Raw genomic sequence first — 16,352 nt, forward strand, 5'->3', positions numbered from 1 at the left:
CACGACCGGGCCCCGGGCTCGCGAAGACGAACGCCGGGCGGTTCTCAGGAGAGCGGCCAGTTGCGCAGGGCGGCGTCTGCCGTCTCCTGGAGTTCGTCGCGGCCGACACCACTCGCGGCCTGCACGGCGATGCCGAACGTCAAGGTGGTGATGTAGCGGGCCAGGAGTCCCGCGTCGGTCTCCGGAGGCAGGTCGCCGTCGTCGACGGCTCGTTGGAACCGCTCCCGGACGCGGGAGCAGCCGTCGTCACGCCAGGCCACGAGAAGATCGCGAACTCCGTTCCCGGAGTCACCGGCGACCAGGGCGCCCTGGACGCCCAGGCACCCCCGGGGGTGTGTCGGGAGAGTGGTGGTTCGGACGGAGCCGGCCAGGATCGCGGTGGCGACGCCGAGGGCGGTCGGCTCCTCCAGTGCCCGGGTCAGGTATGCGCCAGGGCCTTCGGTGTAGCGCTCCAGGGCCTTGCGGAACAGTTCCTCCTTGTTGCCGAAGGCCGCGTACATGCTGGTGGTGGAGATGCCCATCGCCTCGGTCAGTTTGGCCAGGCTGGCCCCCTCGTAGCCGTGCTCCCAGAAGACCAGCAGGGCGCGCTCGAGAGCTTCGTCGGCGTCGAATCCCCGCGGTCGGCCGATGGGGCCTTTCTGTTCGGTCTCCACTCTCGCAGCCTACCACTTTTGCATCGATCGATACAGAACGTGCTAACGTCGAGTTCTGCATTGATCGATACAGAAATCGACGGAGGTCGTTCCCATGGGACTACTTGAGGGCAAGACCGCTCTCGTCACCGGAGGCAGCATCGGAATCGGCCTGGCCAGTGCCGTACGGCTGGCCGCCGAGGGCGCACACGTGTTCATCACCGGCCGGCGCAGGACCGAACTCGACGCGGCCGTCGAGATGATCGGTTCAGCGGCCACCGCGGTGACCGGCGACATCTCGAGCCCGGCCGATCTGGACCGGCTCTACGAGACGATCCGCAGCCGGGGACGGGGCCTGGACGTACTGTTCGCCAACGCCTCCATCGCCGAGTTCGCGACGCTCGAACAGGTCACCGAGGAGCACTTCGACAGGGTCTTCGGCATCAACGTCCGGGGCATGCTGTTCACCGTTCAGAAGGCGCTGCCACTGCTCAACGACGGTGCCTCGGTGATTTTGAACGGCTCTACCAACGCTGACGTCGGTGATGACGCGTTCGGCGTGTACGCGGCGTCCAAGGCCGCCACCCGATCGTTCTCCCGGACCTGGGCCAACGAACTCAAGGGACGCGGCATCCGGGTCAACACCGTCACGCCCGGCCCGACCGACACCCCTGGTCTGACGGGACTCGCCGCCCCGGAGCAGGTCGCCGACTTCAAGTCGGAACTGGCAGCGCAGGTACCGATGGGCCGGCTCGGACGCTCGGAGGAGATCGCCGCAGCCGTGGCCTTCCTCGCCTCCGAGCAGAGCAGCTTCATGACCGGTTCGAGCCTGTACGTCGACGGCGGCCTGAACCAGATCTGAGTTCCACGATCGCGCATGCGGCCAGGACGGCGGCGTCCGGCCGCCGGCGCGGTTGATTTTGTCGCAAGCTTTGACGCAAGATGTTGCTACAAGCCTTGCGTCAAAGGAGGAAGCATGGCGAACGACTCCATGCCGGACGCCGGACTGCGACCGACATACGTCCGCTACGCGAAGCTCTGGCTGCGGCAGCACGGCCTCGGCGACGGTCCGCCGACGCCGTTGCTGACCGCGCGGCTGGCAGTGCGGTGGCGGGCGCGGACCCTCGACAGCGTCCTGCAGGCGGTGCTGATCATCGGGGCGGCGCTGGTGCTGGTGTCCGGCGGTCTCGGATCGCGCAGGCCGGCGCCGGTGCTGGCCCTGGGCGCGTTGATCGCCGCCCTGGTGCTGGCCCGGACGCTGCTGGACGCCTGGATACGGCGCGTCGACCGGCAGGTCGGGGCGGCGCTGGCACGGCGAGCCGCCCACGCGGTGCAACCCGGCTGGCGGGCCCTGCTCGGATGGCCGTACGCCGCCCTGGTGGCCGGCACCTTCGCCGGCGCGTTCGCGCTGGGGGCGGGCGCACTGGCCGTCGGCGAGGACACCGCGCGGTATGCGGCCGTCGTGGTACTGGTCGCCGTGGTCGGGGTCGGCCTCGGCGAGGCCCTGCAACTGCGCGAGTTGCTGGCCCGGCCGGTCGTGGCCGAGGACGAGGTCTCGCTGATGGCCGACGTCATCATGCGCATCGAGGACGTGCGCGAGGGCACCACGCCCACCGTGCTGTGGACGCTGCCGATGGTGTTGCTGGTCGGGTTTTCGCCCGGCTGGCTGAACGCCGCCTGCTTCGGTTTCGTGGTGCTGGGCGCGGCCGCCTACATCGCCGTCCGGTTCAGGATGCCGGGTGCCGCGGCCGTGGCGCGAGAGGTGGTGGGCGCCCGTTGATCGTCATCGACACGGACTCGCCGGTACCGCCGTTCGAGCAGCTGCGGGCCCAGCTGGCCCGGCAGATCCAGGAACGCACGCTGGCCGTCGGCTCCCGGCTGCCGACCATCCGCCGGCTCGCGGCCGACCTCGGCCTGGCCGTCAACACGGTCGGCCGGGCCTACCGGGAACTCGAGGAAGCCGGGCTGATCGAGACCCGGGGGCGGGCGGGCTCATTCGTGTCAGCGGCCGGAGAGCAGGCCCGCGAACGAGCCCTCCAGGCCGCCGCCGACTATGCCGCCGTCGTGGCCAGCGTCGGCATCGACAACGACGAGGCGCTCCGCATCGTCGAGGCCGCCCTGAGATCCTGCGACGCGGCGGCCCCCGCCACAGGATGACCGGCCTGCATCCACCCGCACGCGGACACGGCCGACCATTCTCGTTATCGATAATGATAACGTTGGGGCATGAAAGATCCCCAGAAGCGCTGGGCGGAGCTGGCCCTGCATCCGGTGCGGATCCGGGCGCTGCGGGCGGTGAGCGGCGGGCGGCGCACCACCCGCGAGATCGCCGCTCTGCTGCCGGACGTGCCGCAGGCGACGCTCTACCGGCATCTTGCCGCGCTCGCCCAAGGCGGCCTGCTCGAGGTGGTCGAGGAACGCAGGATCGGCGGGACGAACGAGCGCGTCTACGCGCTGCCGCCCGGCGGGGCGACGCTCAGCGGTGAGGCGCTGGCCGAGGCGACGAGCGAGGACCACGGGCGCTACTTCACCGCGTTCGTCTCCAGCCTCCTCGCGGAGTTCTCCCGCTACCTGGCGCGCGAGCAGATCGACCTGGTGGCCGACGGCGTCGGCTACCAGCAGCTGGTCCTGCACCTGGACGACGAGGAGTTCGCCGAGTTCGCCCGGGGTTTCACCGAACTCGTCCAGCCGCTGATCGGCAACGAACCGCGGCCGGGACGGACGCCACGGCTGATGGCGACCGTGTTCATGCCCGTGGATCCGCCGCCCGCGGACAAGGACGGCATGACTCCCCCGAAGGAAAGGCGATGACATGACAGAGACCACGACGACCCGGGAGCGGACATGACCGGCGGGCGGCTCCGGATCGAGGCGAGGCACCTGACCAAGCGCTTCGGCGACGTCACCGCCGTGGACGACCTCGGCTTCACCGTGGAGCCCGGCCGGATCACCGGATTCCTGGGGCCCAACGGCGCGGGCAAGACGACGACGATGCGCATGGTGATCGGTCACATCGCCCCCACCTCGGGGTCGGTCACCATCGGCGGAAAGTCGTACCGCGAGTTCGCCGACCCGTCGGCCACCGTCGGCGCCGTCTTCGACGCCGCCTCCTTCCACCCCGGCCACTCGGCTCGCAACCACCTGCGCGTGTACGCCGCGATGGGCGGCCACCCCGATCAGCGCGTCGACGAGCTGCTGTCGCTGATGGACCTCACCGGAGCCGCGCACCGCAGGACGCACGGCTTCTCCACCGGCATGCGCCAGCGGCTCAACCTGGCGACCGCGCTGCTGGGCGACCCCCGGGTCCTGCTGCTGGACGAGCCGAGCAACGGCCTGGATCCCGCCGGCACGGCCTGGCTCCGCTCGTTCCTGCGGTACCTCGCCGGGGAGGGCCGTACGGTCCTGGTCTCCAGCCATGTGCTCGGCGAAGTCCAGCAGATCGCCGACGACGTCGTGGTGATCCGCCAGGGGCGGCTGGTCGCCGCGGCGCCGCTGGCGGAACTGTCCGGCGCGGCGCCGGCGATCCTGGTCCGCTCCCCCGACGCGGAGGCGTTGGCCCAGGTGCTCGTCCGGCGGCCGTCCGCCGGTCCCATCCCGCGCGTGGAGCGGATCGGTCCGGAGCAGCTGCGCGTGTGGGGACCGGATCAGGCGGGCCTCGCCGACCTGGCCGCCGCGCACGGCATCCGCGTCCACGGCCTGACCACCGAGGAGCCCGATCTGGAACGGCTCTTCCTCGACCTGACAGGGAGCACGCGGTGAACCGTCTGATCAGAGCCGAGTTCCGCAGGCTGCTGGCCACCCGGATGTGGTGGGGCGCACTGCTGGCCGGCGGGCTCCTGGGCGGCGGGCTGATCGGCATGCTGACCCTGGTCGGCCCCGAGAACTTCGACCCCCCGATGCCGGGCCTGCACACCGAGCAGGGGGTGCGGACGGTCGTGGGGTTCCTCGGATACACCGCGTTCGTCCCCGCCGCGGTCGGCACCCTGGCGGTGACGTCGGAGTACCGGCACCGGACGATCAACTTCACGTTCCTGTTCGCGCCGCGCCGCTGGCAGGTGCTGGTGGCCAAGATCGTCGCCCACGGCGCGGCGGGCGCCTGCTACGGGCTGGTCCTCGCCACGACCGCCGCCATGGCCTTCTTCGGCGCCGCCGCGGTGAAGGGCGTGGCGCTGGGCATGCCCGCCGCGGGCATCATCGAGCTGCTGGCCAGGACGGGCCTGGCGATGGTGGCCTACACGGTGCTCGGGATCGGTGTGGGCGCCCTGATCCGCAACCAGGTCGCGGCCCTCGCCGTGGTGATCGGGTACCTGTACGCGGGCGAAACGCTCCTGATGATGATCCCCGGCGTCCGGCACCTCTACCCGTGGCTGCCCGGCGGCGCCGCCGCGGCGCTGACCGACTTCACCGCGATCTCCGACGCCCTCTCGCAGCAGCTGTCCACCGATCCCGTCCACCTGCTCTCCCCGGTGGCGGGCCTGCTCGTCCTCCTGGCGTACACCGCCCTGTTCGGCGTCGCCGCCGTACTCAGCCCGATGCGCCGCGACGTCGTCTGACCGTGAGTCCCGTCGCCGGGTGCGCCCCGGGATACGAAGACGCCCCGCTGATCGTGGGACCTTGCGGGGCGGTTCGCGGGAGGGCGGCGGGCGTACGACGTGAACTCCACGCCCACCGCGTGGCCGGACGGCCCTGACGCTTCCACGTCGGGGCCGTCCGGCTTTTCTGCGTCCTTCGGTGACCCCGCCCGGGGGAACGGGTCACTCAGGCGAACATTGCGGCGATCGTCTCGGGGCCGATGGCGATGGGGGCGGGGCGGTAGGCGGGAGGCCGCACGCCCATCAGTTCGCGTACCAGGAAGTCCCAGCAGCGCGTGCGGACGTAGGCCAGGCAGTCGATGAGCGTGTGCTCGGCGCCGGGCACGATGAGCAGCTCGAAGTCCTTGCCCGCGGCGACGAGCCGGTCGGCCAGCCGCAGCGTCTGGTCCGGGTGGACCTGGTCGTCCATTTCGCCGTGGACGAGCAGCAACCTGCCCGCCAGGCGGTCCGCGAGCTCGGTGTTGGCGGAACGGGCCCAGGCCTCGGGGTCGTCCGCGCCGTCGTAGGACTCCACGAAGCCGGCGTTGAAGTAGCGGACGTCGTGCGAGCCGGAGAGGGCGACCCCGGCCTTGTAGGTGTCGGGGAAGTCCAGCATCGCCCGCGCCGCGGCGAACCCGCCTCCGGAGTGGCCGAACGCGCCCACCCGGTCCAGGTCCATCCAGGGCCGGGTCTCGGCCAGCTGCCGCAGCGCGGCGACGTGGTCGTCCAGACCGCCCGCGTCGGCCAGGCGGCCGTAGGAGGCGTCGTGGAAGGCCTTGCTCCGGCCCGGGGTGCCGCGCCCGTCCAGCGCCACCACCACGAAGCCCAGTGCCGCGATGGGTTCGGCGTCCAGGCCCATCCCGCCGGGGTCGAAGCACGGTTCGACCCGGTTGACCTGCGGGCCGGGGTAGAGGCTGTCCACCACCGGGTAGCGCTGGGAGGGGTCGAAGCCCAGCGGCCGGTACAGCACGCCGTAGACGTCCGTCACCCCGTCGGCCGCCTTGACGCGGAAACGTTCCGGCGGCGTCCAGCCGGTGGCGGCGAGCTTGCTGACGTCGGCGCGCTCCAGCTCGACCAGCACCCGTCCGGACCAGTCGCGGGCCGTCGTCACCGGCGGGGTGTCGACGGTGGAGGCGGAGTCGATGAAGTACTCCTGGCCTTCCGGCAGGGTGACGATGTGGTCCAGCTCGTCGTCGGTGAGCTTGGCGAAGCCCGAGCCGTCCAGGCCGGCCCGGCACACCGTGCGCCGGTACGGGTCCTCCTCGACCAGGCCGGAGGCGGTGAAGTACACCATGCGCTCGGTCTCGTCGACGCGCAGGATCTGCCGCACCGCCCACGGTCCGGACGTGACCTGCCCGAGCAGCTCGCCGGTGCGCAGGTCGTACCGGTACAGGTGGCCCCAGCCGTCCCGCTGCGAGTACCACAGCACCTCGTCGGCCAGCACCCGCACGATCGGCGGCTCGTACGTCCACTGGTTGGGCTCCACGCGGGTGGCCCCGGTCTCGCTGAGCACGGTGGTGACCTCGCCGGTGGCCGGATCCAGCCGGTGCAGGGTGAGCGTGCGCAGGTCGCGCGGACGGCTGAGGTAGTACACCGCCGAGCCGTCCGGCGCCCACCACGCCCACTGGATCATGATCGGCGACATCTGCGGCATGAGCAGCGGCTCGGCCTGCGCGCGGACCACCGTGCCCTCGGCCACGTTCAGCACGACCAGCTCGGCCCGGGGAAGGCGCTCGTCTCCGGGGTAGGCGTACCGCTGGGTGTGCAGGAGAGGCGCGCTTCCGTCGGCGGGCCGGGCCTCCACCAGGTGGGTCTGCCGGACGTCGCGCTCGTCGGTCCGGTGCGTCAGCACCTTCGTGGAGTCGGGTGACCAGGCCACCGCGGGCGGCAGGTGCGGCAGGCCGATCTTGCGCAACAGGGTGGCGTTGCCCGTGCATTCCGGGCCGGAACCGTACCGGTGGCCGGGCTCGCCGTCGGTGGTCAGCGCCCACTCGCCGCCGTCGGACAGCGACCGCGCCCACAGGTCGTGGCCCCGCAGGGACACCGCGAACTTCCCGTCGGGCGAGGGCACCTCCAGCGGATTGCCCGGCGGCGTGAACTCGGCCCGCTCGCAGACGCGGTCGTCCAGACGGCAGCGCCAGTACTCGCCGAACGCGTCGAACTCCACGGCGTTCCCGGCCAGGACGATGGCCGTGAACGGCAGGGACCCGGGGTCGACCTCCTGTCCGGAGGCCGCGGTCAGCGCGGCGGCGACCAGGGCGTGGTCGAAGGCGGGCTCGCGGACGCCGGCCGCCGGGTCGACCAGCACGAACCTCTTGCCCGCGCCGTTGTTCACCGCGTACCAGAACCGGGTGCCCCCGTCGATCCACTGCGGACGGATCTTGTCGCCGACGACGAACTCGCCGGGACTGGCGGACCGGCGCAGGAGCTGCTCCGCGACCTGGTAGTTCTGGGTGGTGCTCATCCTCTTCATCCTTCTCTGGTATCGGCTTCGGGCATGACGGTGCCGCGGGTCAGAGGCTGCGGGCGGTGATGTCGCCGTGGGCGGTGGTGGCCTGGATGGCCAGGTCGGCGGTGCCGTCGTTCTTGAGGGCGTTGGTGATGCGGCCGTGGGAGGTGCCGGCGTCCAGGGAGGCCGAGACGCCGGGGGCGGCGCCGACGGTGATCTGGCCGGCCTGGGTGCGCAGGACGACCGTGCCGCGTACGGCCTCGGTGATGGTGATGTCGCCCTTGGCGGTGGTGATGTCGGCGGAGCCGCTCAGGCGGCCGATTCGGACGTCGCCGGCGTCGGTGGCGAGGCGGACGCCTGCGGCCTCCTCGATTTCGACCGGGCCGTGTGCGCCCTCGAGGGCGACCTCGCCCAGGCGCCCGGCGGCCTGGAGCTCCAGGCTGGCGGTCTTGGCCTCGACTCCGGATCCGGCGGGCAGGTGGACGGTGATCTCGACCGAGCCGGACGGGCCGAGGATCTGGCCGCCGGACGGGGCGGTGATCCGCAGGACGCCGTCGCCGTACTCGACGCGGGTCTGCTCGGCGGCCTTGGCGTCACGGCCCTTGGCGGCGTCGGCGGGCAGCACCTCGACCGTGGTGTCGGCCCGGTCGGCGGCGACGAGGCGCACCCGCCCGGCGGGAACGTCCAGGACGACGGAGATCGGGGCGGAGGTGGGGAAGGTGGTCATCGTGCTCTCCCTTAACGGCTGCGGCTCTTCGTTTCTGACATCGCAAACGCTACGTTGCATTCCAGATTCACACAACAAGAATATTGCGATGGATTTGCATTTGGGCAGGTAGCTGCATGGAAATCGTTGCGATGATCTCTCGATTAACGCAACGACGATCGCCCTGAGTGTTGCAATGACATGGGAGTGAATGCCGAGCTTGAAAACCAGCTCGGCGCTCTCGGCCTGGTCCTCAGCCGCGCGTCCCGGACGCCACCAAGGGCGCGGCCCGGAGTCTGTTCTTCTCGGTCCGGTACACCAGGTAGGCACCCCAGGAGCCCGCGAGGCCGATCACGATCATGACGGCGATCACCGGCCACTGCCATGGCTCGGGCACGTGGAGGGCGAGGAACCAGACCTTGTCAGGCGATCCGCTGAGCTTGATGCCCAGCGGCGCCAGGCCCTGCGGGAACAGTCCGAGGATGCCCACGGCCATGGCGGACCACATGAGGGTCTGGCGTTTGCCCGACATCGTCGTGAACGGGGACGTGTCGGCGTCCTCGCCCGTTCCCTCGGTGGTGGACGTCGGCTTGCCCGACCGCATCAGGTGCAGCAGCTCGGGACCCTTGTCTCTCAGCGTCCTGGCCGCCACCGAGCCGAGCTTCACATGGCAGAGCACACCGGTGAGCAGGGCCACCGGGACGCTCGCCCACAGCAGGGCGGGCAGTTCCAGTGCGTGGCCCGCCCAGGCGACCCCGAGCGCGGGGCACATCACGAGGGCGACCAGGAAGGACATCAGGAACGACTGGCCGGTGACGTCACCGTGGTCCATCGGCGAGTTCTTGCTCTTGTGCGGATCGGGGCCGGGCACCAGCGCGTTGACGGAGACCCACGCCAGCAGACCGGAACCGCCGCCGAGCGCGGCGAGGGTGCCGGCCAGCGCCCACGGCACCAGGGAGGCGTCGCCGTGCAGCAGGCATCCGAGGATCGTCAGCGCCAGCGTCAGCGGGCCGAAGACGGTCAGCCAGGCCAACTGGCGGGCACGGACGTCGGCCTTCTCCTTGCCCGGTATCGTCAGGGTCAGCCAGAGCGCCGTGCCGTCCTGCCCGTAGAGGTTGGCGCAGGTCGCGGCGGCCATCAACGCGCTGGCCGCGCCGACGAACGGGAACCCGGCGGTGAAGCCGAAGATCAGCGGGAACAGCACGGTGATGATGGAGAAGGCCGGGCCCATCACGATGCCCTGGGTGCGCACCGGATCGCGCCACCAGGTGCGCAGTTCCTTGAGGTAGACCGCCCCTTGGTCGCCGCGGAACAGCGGGCCCCGCCGGGCGGCCTTGTGCGCGGAGGAGCCGCGGACCACCGGGCGGGCGGTCCGCTGCGGTCCGAGCAGGGCGCTCCATGCCAGGAACAGCGCGACCACCACGGCGGCCAGGGCGACCAGTGGCCCCACGGCCCACGGCCAGTCGCCGCGGCCGGCCGCCTCGACGGCGAGCAGGCCCCAGCTGGTCGGCAGCGCCCGCACCACCGTGGAGAACGCGGGCGGGAAGCCGTACTCCAGCAGCAGGGAGACCCCGATGATCAGAACCCAAGAGAACGAGGACAGCGAGACCATCGCAGCGGTGACGGTCGCGGTGACGACTCCGCCGAGGCGGGACCTGGCCAGGCTGCGAAACAGCAGCGTGACCACTCGGGACAGCAGCACCACCAGCAGCAGGAGCAGTACCACCGCGGGCACCGACACCACGACGGCCGCCCGGCTCAGCCGTGCGGCGAAGACGATCAGCGCGCAGAACGCCAGCAGCGTGATGGCGGTGGTGACGGCGACCAGAGCGGCGGCGAGCAGGCCCATGGCCAGGGTGCGGCGTGGGATCGGCTGGCGGTGGAAGTGCTCCCCGTTGAGCGCCGGTTCGCCCGCGAAGATCGGACCGACCATCCAGCCGAGCGCCCACAGCGCGAAGGTCACCGCGAGCAGATCCATCAGCAGCCGCGGATGGGAGAAGTCGAGGCACGCCAGGACGAGGGTGGTGACGGCGAGGCAGATTCCAACGGTCCGGCCCAGGCCGCTGAGGGCCATCTTGGCGTCCGTCGTGCTGTGGCGCAGCACCGCCAGTTTCATCCGGATCAGGACGCCAACCACGACAACCCCTCCCCGCCGCCGATCGTGACGCCGACCAGGTCGACAAAGGTCTCTTCCAGCGAGCGGCCGCCGCGGACCTCGTCGAGAGGGCCCTGCGCGACGACGCGTCCCCGGGCCATCACCCCGACGGTGTCGCAGAGCTCCTCGACGAGCGCCATGACGTGGCTGGAGATCAGCACCGAGCCGCCGCCTTCCACGAACCTCTTGAGGATTCTCTTGATGGTCGCGGCGGAGACCGGGTCGACGGCCTCCAGGGGTTCGTCGAGCACCAGGACCTTGGGGGCGTGGAGCAGCGTGGTCGCCAGGCCGATCTTCTTGCGCATACCGGTGGAGTAGTCCACGACCAGGGTGCGTTCGGCGGAACCGTCGAGTTCCATGACGGCGAGCAGTTCGTCCGCCCGGCCGTCGACCTCCTCGGCGCTCAGGCCGTGCAACTGTCCAAGGTAGGTGAGGAGTTCACGGCCGGTGAGCCGCTCCGGCATGGCCAGCCCATCGGGCAGGACGCCCATCAGGCGGCGCGCCCGCAGCGGCTCCTCCCACACGTCGACCCCGTGGACCAGGGCGCGCCCCCCGTCCGGTCTGAGCAGCCCGACGGCCATGGACAGCGCGGTGGTCTTGCCCGCACCGTTCGGCCCGACCAGGCCGTAGAAGGATCCTTGCGGGACGTTGAGATCGATGTGGTCGACGGCGGTCTTGTCGCCGAACCTCTTGACGAGGCCGGCGATCTCGAGTGAGGGCGCCATGGTGTCTTTCTGGTCGCAACGGTGAAGACTAACGAAACGGCACTCACCGGACTGCCGGCCTCGGATCAGGACCTGCTCAAGGTCGGTGAGTGCCGTTTCGTTCTGCTTTATCTAACGGAACTTCGATGGAACGGACGGATGAAGGCTGTTGGGAGGTGCTGACGGGCCGGTGTCGACCGTTGGCGGCGGCCGGTGCGGCCGTCGGCTCAGATCCGGGGGCCGAGGAAGCAGCCGCCGGAGGCGTCGATGACCTGACCGGTCACCCAGCGGCCCGCGTCGGAGGCCAGGAAGGCCACCACGTCGGCGATGTCGGCGGGCCGCCCGGCCCTGGGGACGGCGTTGCCGCTGCCCACCATCTGCTGGACCTCGGGATCGTCGAGCATCCACGGGTTCCTGTCGGTGACCGTCGGCCCGGGCGCCACGGCGTTGACCGTGATGCCCCGTACGCCGACCACCTGGGCGAGGGAGCTGCTGAGTACCTCGATGGCGGCCTTGCTCATCGCGTACGGCTGTTCGGGCATCGCGATCCTGGTCGCCGCCGCGGACAGGTTGACGATGCGGCCGCCGTCGTTCAGCAGGCCCAGGGCTCGCTGGATGATGAACAGCGGCGCCTTGGTGTTGACCGCGATCAACCGGTCGAACGCCTCGGGAGTGATCGTCTCGATCGAGTCGGCGGTGATGGCGGCGTTGTTGACCAGGATGTCCAGCCGCACCTGGCCGGCCTGCGCGAGCAGACCCGCCTCCAGGGCGGCGAACAGGGTGTCCACGTCCCCGGGCACGCCCAGCTCGGCGCGGATCGAAAAGGCACGGCCGCCGTCCTTCTCGATCAGCCGCACGGCCTCCCGTGCGGCCGCCTCGTTGCTGCCGTAGTGCACGGCCACCAGCGCCCCGTCGGCCGCCAGCCGCCGCGCGATCGCCCGGCCGATCCCACGCGAGGCCCCGGTCACCAGCGCCGTTCTGCCCATCAGAGGCGTCATCCCGTCACTCCAGAAGTGGTCTTACTCTTCTGGCAACTAGGATCAATGCCGTCCACAAGCCCGAACAATGGCAAAGTCTGCAAGGCCGTATTAACCCCTGAGTTAACGCGAGAGAGAGTGTCGTGGAACTTCGCGACATCGAGATTTTCCTGACTCTGGCCGAAGAGCTGCATTTCGGCCGGACCGCCGAACGGCTGCGCGTGTCCCCCGCCCGCATCACCCAGGCCGTCAAGAAGCAGGAACGCCAGATCGGCGCCCTGCTGTTCGAGCGCACCAACCGCACGGTCCGGCTGACCCCGCTCGGCCGGCAGCTCCGCGACGACCTCTGGCCCGTCTACACCGGGCTGCAGGACGGCATGCGCCGTGCCAGGCTCGCCGCCCAGGGCGTCACCGCCGTGCTGCGCGTCGGCACGCTCTCCCTCAACGTCCAGGACCTGCGTCCTTACTGGGACACCTTCCGCACCCGGCATCCGCAGTGGAAGCTGCGGATCCAGCAGGCCTCCTTCGTCGATCCGTTCGCCGGGTTGCGCCGCGGCGACCTCGACATCCTGATCTGCTGGCTGCCGGTCGAAGAACCCGACCTGACGGTGGGGCCGGTCCTGTTCGCCGAGCCGCGGGTGCTGGCCGTGGCCGCAGACCACGAACTCACCCGGCACACCTCGGTCTCGTTGGAGATGCTCGCCGACTTCCAGCACGCAAGATCCTCGGTGTGGCCGGACTACTGGGCCGACGGCTACATCCCGTCCCACACCCGCAAGGGCCGCCCCATCGAACGCGGCCCCGTGGTGGGCAACGCCGAGGAGGTCCTCACCCTGGCCAGCGTCGGGGAGATCGTCAACCTCTTCCCCGCCCACATGAGGCGCTACTGGAGCCGGCCCGACATCGCCTACCTGCCCGTCCGGGACATCGACGTCCTGCCGTACGCCCTGGTGTGGCGTACCGAGACCGAGGACGACCCCATCCGGGCCTTCGCCCGGATCGCCGCCGAAATCGGCACTCTCCCCACCTGAGCCGCCCATTCCTAGCACGTCGCGCCGAGGTCCGTCCATCGCGGGTTCTGGACCCATGCGGACCGGCCCCCTTCCCTGGTGAACACTGCGGGTGAGTGGATAAACGACACGTACCGTGTTGTCGGTCGGAGTATGTCCCGCACCCGTTCCCCCTGTCAACACGACACGTTCCGTTTCTGGTAGGCTCCGGGACGTGCAGGAGACGCCGAACCCGCAACGCCGCAGTGAGAGAAGCCACCGCGCCACGCTCAAAGCCGCCCTCGACCTGTGTGCCGAACTCGGATACGCCCAGGTGACCGTGGAGGGCATCGCCGCCCGCGCGGGCGTGAGCAAGAAAACGATCTACCGCTGGTGGCCGTCCAAGGGCGCGGTCGTCCTGGAGGCCATCGACGACGCAGCACTCCAGGCCACCGACTTCCCCAACACCGGCGACCTGGCCGCAGACCTGCACCGGCAACTGACCGGAACCCTCGGCCTGTTCACCCACGACAGCACCCGGTCGGCCATCTTCGGAGTCTTCGCCGAAGGCCTGCAGGACCCGGGCTTCGGCGAACAGATGCACGACACCCTCTTCCGGCCGCGCATCAAGGCGTTCGAAGAACGCCTGCGCAAGGCCCAACGGCAGGGCGAACTGGCCGCCGAAGCCGATCCGGCCCTGGTGATGGACCTGCTGTACGGGCCGGTCTTCCACCGCCTCGTGGCCCACATCCCCCCGCCCGACGAGACCTATCTCCGCAAGATCACCGACGCCGCCCTCATCGCGGTGAACACACGATGACCTCGGCGGACCCGATCCGGCCCAGGTAGCGCTCGACTGCGGCCGCGAGGGCCGTAGCGGCTCGGACCATCACCGGCACCAGGTCCGGCCGTTCACCGGTGGAACTCACCGGGGGCGCCCTCGAAGACGAGGTGCCCGCCGTCCTGGCCGGCTTCCGGGCCGATGTCGATGCGCCAGTCGGCTCTGCGGATGACGTCCAGGTGGTGTTCGACGACGATGACGGTGTTCCCCGCGTCGACGAGGCGCTGCAGGTTCTCGACGAGGACGTCCACGTCGCTGAGGTGCAGGCCGGTGGTCGGCTCGTCGAGGACGTACAGGCTGGCGTTCGCCCCGTTGCGGAGCTCGGTGGCGATTTTGAGTCGCTGGTTCTCGCCGCCGGAAAGGGTGGGCAGGGTCTGGCCGAGCCGGAGATAGCCCAGGCCGACGTCGATGATCCCGGTCAGGGCCGCGGTGATCTGAGGGTCCTCGAAAGCGTCGGCCGCTTCGATGACGGTGAGGTCCTCGACGTCGGCGATGGTGCGTCCATGGACTTTGTGAGCCAGGGCCTGCGGGGAGTAGCGCCGGCCTTGACAGGCTTCGCAGACGACGGTGTGGTCGTCCATGAAGGCCAGGTCGGTGCGGATGCTCCCGGTGCCGTTGCACTCGGGGCAGGCGCCTGCGGAGTTGGAGCTGAACAAGGCGGCGGGCGCGTTGCCGGCACGGGCGTAGATCGAGCGGAGGCGGGGGCCCATGCCGCTGTAGGTGAGCAGTGTGGAACGGCCGTTGGCGGCGATCGCGCGCTGGTCGATGCCGGTCGCCGGGTGCTGGTCGAGGAGTTCGGCCATCAGGCTCGACTTGCCCGAACCGGCGACACCGGTGACGACGGTGAGCACACCGAGGGGGATGCCGACGGTGATGTCCTTGAGGTTGTTGCGTCGCGCGTGTTCGATGATGAGCCGTTCACGTACTGGCCGTCGGCGGGATTCGCCGGAGGAAACGCGGGTAAGGGCACGGCCTGTGGGGGTGTCGGCGGTGAGGAGTTCGGCGAACGGACCGTGGAAGACGAGTTCGCCGCCGTGTTCGCCCGCTCCCGGGCCGATCTCGATGATGGCGTCGGCCTCCCGCATGACGTCGGGGTCGTGTTCGACGACCAGGACGGTGTTTCCCTTGTCGCGCAGCCTTTTCAGCAGGACCGTCATGTCGCCGACGTCTCGGGGGTGGAGCCCGACGGTGGGTTCGTCGAACACGTAGAGCACTTCGGTGAGACTGCTGCCGAGGTGGCGGACGGTCTTGACGCGCTGGGATTCTCCCCCGGAGAGGGTCGTGGTCCCGCGATCGAGGCTGAGGTAGCCGAGGCCGATGTCTTCCAGGGCGGTGAGCCTGGCGTGCAGGCTCTCGGTGACCGGTGCCACGCGTGCGTCGTTGATCGTGGCGACGAGCGCGGCCAGGTCGCGGATCTCCATGCGGCTCATCTGGCTGATGGTGTGCCCGGCGACCTGAACGGAGCGGGCCTGCTCGTTCAGCCGCGCCCCGTCGCACTCCGGGCAGGTCTTCGAGCGGGTGAATCTCTCCAGCACCGCCTGCTTGCGGTCCGACAGCGCGTCGGAAGTACGCAGATAGATGCGCTCGAATCGTTCTGCGACGCCCTCGTAGTCCTTCGGGGGTCTGGTGCCGAGCCGAGCCGCCGCTTCACCGCCGTAGAGCAGCGCCCGGCGTTGTTCCTCGCTCCATTCGCGCAACGGCGTGGTCGCATCGAACGAGCCGATGTCCGCGTACTGCCGGTACCAGTACTGGCCGTCCCCGAATCCGGGCAGCAGGATCGCCCCTTCCTTCAGGGACTTGTCCAGGTCGAGCATCCGCCGGACATCGCTGGTGAGCACCTGTCCGATGCCGTCGCAGGCCGGGCACATGCCTTTGGGGTCGTTGAAGGAGAACCGGTTCGACTCGCCGATCCAGGGGGATCCGATCCGGGAGAACAGCAACCGCAGGTACGTCCAGGTGTCGGTGATGGTGCCCACGGTGGAGCGGGCGTTTCCGCCCAGCCTGCGCTGGTCGACGATCACCACCGGGGAGAGGCCCTCCACCGAGTCCGCCTCCGGCCGGGAGTAGCGGGGCAGGCGATTGCGCAGGAACGGCGGATAGGTCTCGTTCCACTGGAATGAAGCCTCCGCGGCCACGGTGTCGAACACGAGCGACGACTTGCCCGATCCGGACACGCCCACGACCACCGTCAACGTGTTCCGGGGGATGTCGAGGTCGAGGTTCTTCAGATTGTTGGTCCGCGCGCCTCTGATCTTGATCGTGTTCGCCATGCCTCCCTTCCTATGCGGAGATGCGGCCGGAACCTGACCGTGATTCACCTATCCTCGA

15 protein-coding genes are annotated in these 16,352 nt (G+C 70.1%); 8 read left to right on the forward strand and 7 right to left on the reverse strand.

Annotation, left to right across the window (positions count from 1 at the left end; all coding sequences use genetic code 11):
* Nucleotides 1–44: 44 nt before the first annotated feature.
* Nucleotides 45–653: a TetR/AcrR family transcriptional regulator gene (locus tag C2865_RS26355; protein WP_106401231.1), complete on the reverse strand. Its 609-nt coding sequence runs from the start codon at nt 651–653 to the stop codon at nt 45–47.
* A gap of 94 nt (nt 654–747) precedes the next feature.
* On the opposite strand from C2865_RS26355, the gene C2865_RS26360 reads away from it, so the two are divergent.
* From C2865_RS26360 to C2865_RS26385, 6 genes are all read left to right on the forward strand, one after another.
* Nucleotides 748–1,494, forward strand: coding sequence for an SDR family NAD(P)-dependent oxidoreductase (locus C2865_RS26360; protein WP_106401232.1), 747 nt, complete (start codon nt 748–750; stop codon nt 1,492–1,494).
* A 114-nt stretch (nt 1,495–1,608) separates the two neighbouring features.
* Complete coding sequence (locus C2865_RS26365) at nt 1,609–2,412, forward strand: hypothetical protein (RefSeq protein WP_106401233.1); 804 nt, start codon at nt 1,609–1,611, stop codon at nt 2,410–2,412.
* Nucleotides 2,409–2,789 (forward strand): GntR family transcriptional regulator, encoded by a 381-nt coding sequence (locus tag C2865_RS26370; RefSeq protein WP_106401234.1) that lies wholly within the window; start codon nt 2,409–2,411, stop codon nt 2,787–2,789. The genes C2865_RS26365 and C2865_RS26370 overlap by 4 nt, the downstream gene beginning before the upstream one ends.
* Nucleotides 2,790–2,858: 69 nt before the next feature.
* Nucleotides 2,859–3,443, forward strand: a complete 585-nt coding sequence (locus C2865_RS26375) for a helix-turn-helix domain-containing protein (protein WP_106401235.1) — start codon at nt 2,859–2,861, stop codon at nt 3,441–3,443.
* A gap of 33 nt (nt 3,444–3,476) precedes the next feature.
* Nucleotides 3,477–4,391, forward strand: coding sequence for an ABC transporter ATP-binding protein (locus C2865_RS26380; RefSeq protein WP_106401236.1), 915 nt, complete (start codon nt 3,477–3,479; stop codon nt 4,389–4,391).
* Complete coding sequence (locus tag C2865_RS26385; RefSeq protein ID WP_106401237.1) at nt 4,388–5,185, forward strand: ABC-2 transporter permease; 798 nt, start codon at nt 4,388–4,390, stop codon at nt 5,183–5,185. The genes C2865_RS26380 and C2865_RS26385 overlap by 4 nt, the downstream gene beginning before the upstream one ends.
* Before the next feature lie 205 nt (nt 5,186–5,390).
* On the opposite strand, the gene C2865_RS26390 is transcribed toward C2865_RS26385, so the two are convergent.
* From C2865_RS26390 to C2865_RS26410, 5 genes are all read right to left on the reverse strand, one after another.
* Nucleotides 5,391–7,667: a S9 family peptidase gene (locus C2865_RS26390; RefSeq protein WP_106401238.1), complete on the reverse strand. Its 2,277-nt coding sequence runs from the start codon at nt 7,665–7,667 to the stop codon at nt 5,391–5,393.
* Between the two features lie 49 nt (nt 7,668–7,716).
* Complete coding sequence (locus C2865_RS26395) at nt 7,717–8,379, reverse strand: DUF4097 family beta strand repeat-containing protein (RefSeq protein ID WP_106401239.1); 663 nt, start codon at nt 8,377–8,379, stop codon at nt 7,717–7,719.
* Nucleotides 8,380–8,611: 232 nt separating this feature from the next.
* The gene (locus C2865_RS26400) at nt 8,612–10,495 is read right to left on the reverse strand and encodes a hypothetical protein (protein WP_106401240.1); all 1,884 of its coding nucleotides are present in this window, start codon (nt 10,493–10,495) and stop codon (nt 8,612–8,614) included.
* Nucleotides 10,480–11,238, reverse strand: a complete 759-nt coding sequence (locus tag C2865_RS26405) for an ABC transporter ATP-binding protein (RefSeq protein ID WP_106401241.1) — start codon at nt 11,236–11,238, stop codon at nt 10,480–10,482. Before C2865_RS26405 ends, C2865_RS26400 begins: the two co-directional genes overlap by 16 nt.
* A gap of 206 nt (nt 11,239–11,444) precedes the next feature.
* Entirely contained in the window at nt 11,445–12,215 is a 771-nt protein-coding gene (locus tag C2865_RS26410) for an SDR family oxidoreductase (RefSeq protein WP_198653601.1), read from the reverse strand.
* 122 nt (nt 12,216–12,337) lie between these two features.
* On the opposite strand from C2865_RS26410, the gene C2865_RS26415 reads away from it, so the two are divergent.
* On the forward strand, nt 12,338–13,225 hold the full coding sequence (locus C2865_RS26415) for a LysR family transcriptional regulator (protein WP_106401242.1): 888 nt from the start codon (nt 12,338–12,340) through the stop codon (nt 13,223–13,225).
* A 193-nt stretch (nt 13,226–13,418) separates the two neighbouring features.
* The gene (locus C2865_RS26420; protein ID WP_198653602.1) at nt 13,419–14,003 is read left to right on the forward strand and encodes a TetR/AcrR family transcriptional regulator; all 585 of its coding nucleotides are present in this window, start codon (nt 13,419–13,421) and stop codon (nt 14,001–14,003) included.
* Between the two features lie 92 nt (nt 14,004–14,095).
* Here C2865_RS26420 and C2865_RS26425 read toward each other — a convergent pair whose 3' ends face one another.
* Nucleotides 14,096–16,294 (reverse strand): excinuclease ABC subunit UvrA, encoded by a 2,199-nt coding sequence (locus C2865_RS26425; protein WP_106401244.1) that lies wholly within the window; start codon nt 16,292–16,294, stop codon nt 14,096–14,098.
* Nucleotides 16,295–16,352 lie beyond the last annotated feature (58 nt).

It is taken from the genome of Actinocorallia populi, assembly GCF_002995495.1.
Taxonomy (GTDB): domain Bacteria; phylum Actinomycetota; class Actinomycetes; order Streptosporangiales; family Streptosporangiaceae; genus Actinocorallia; species Actinocorallia populi.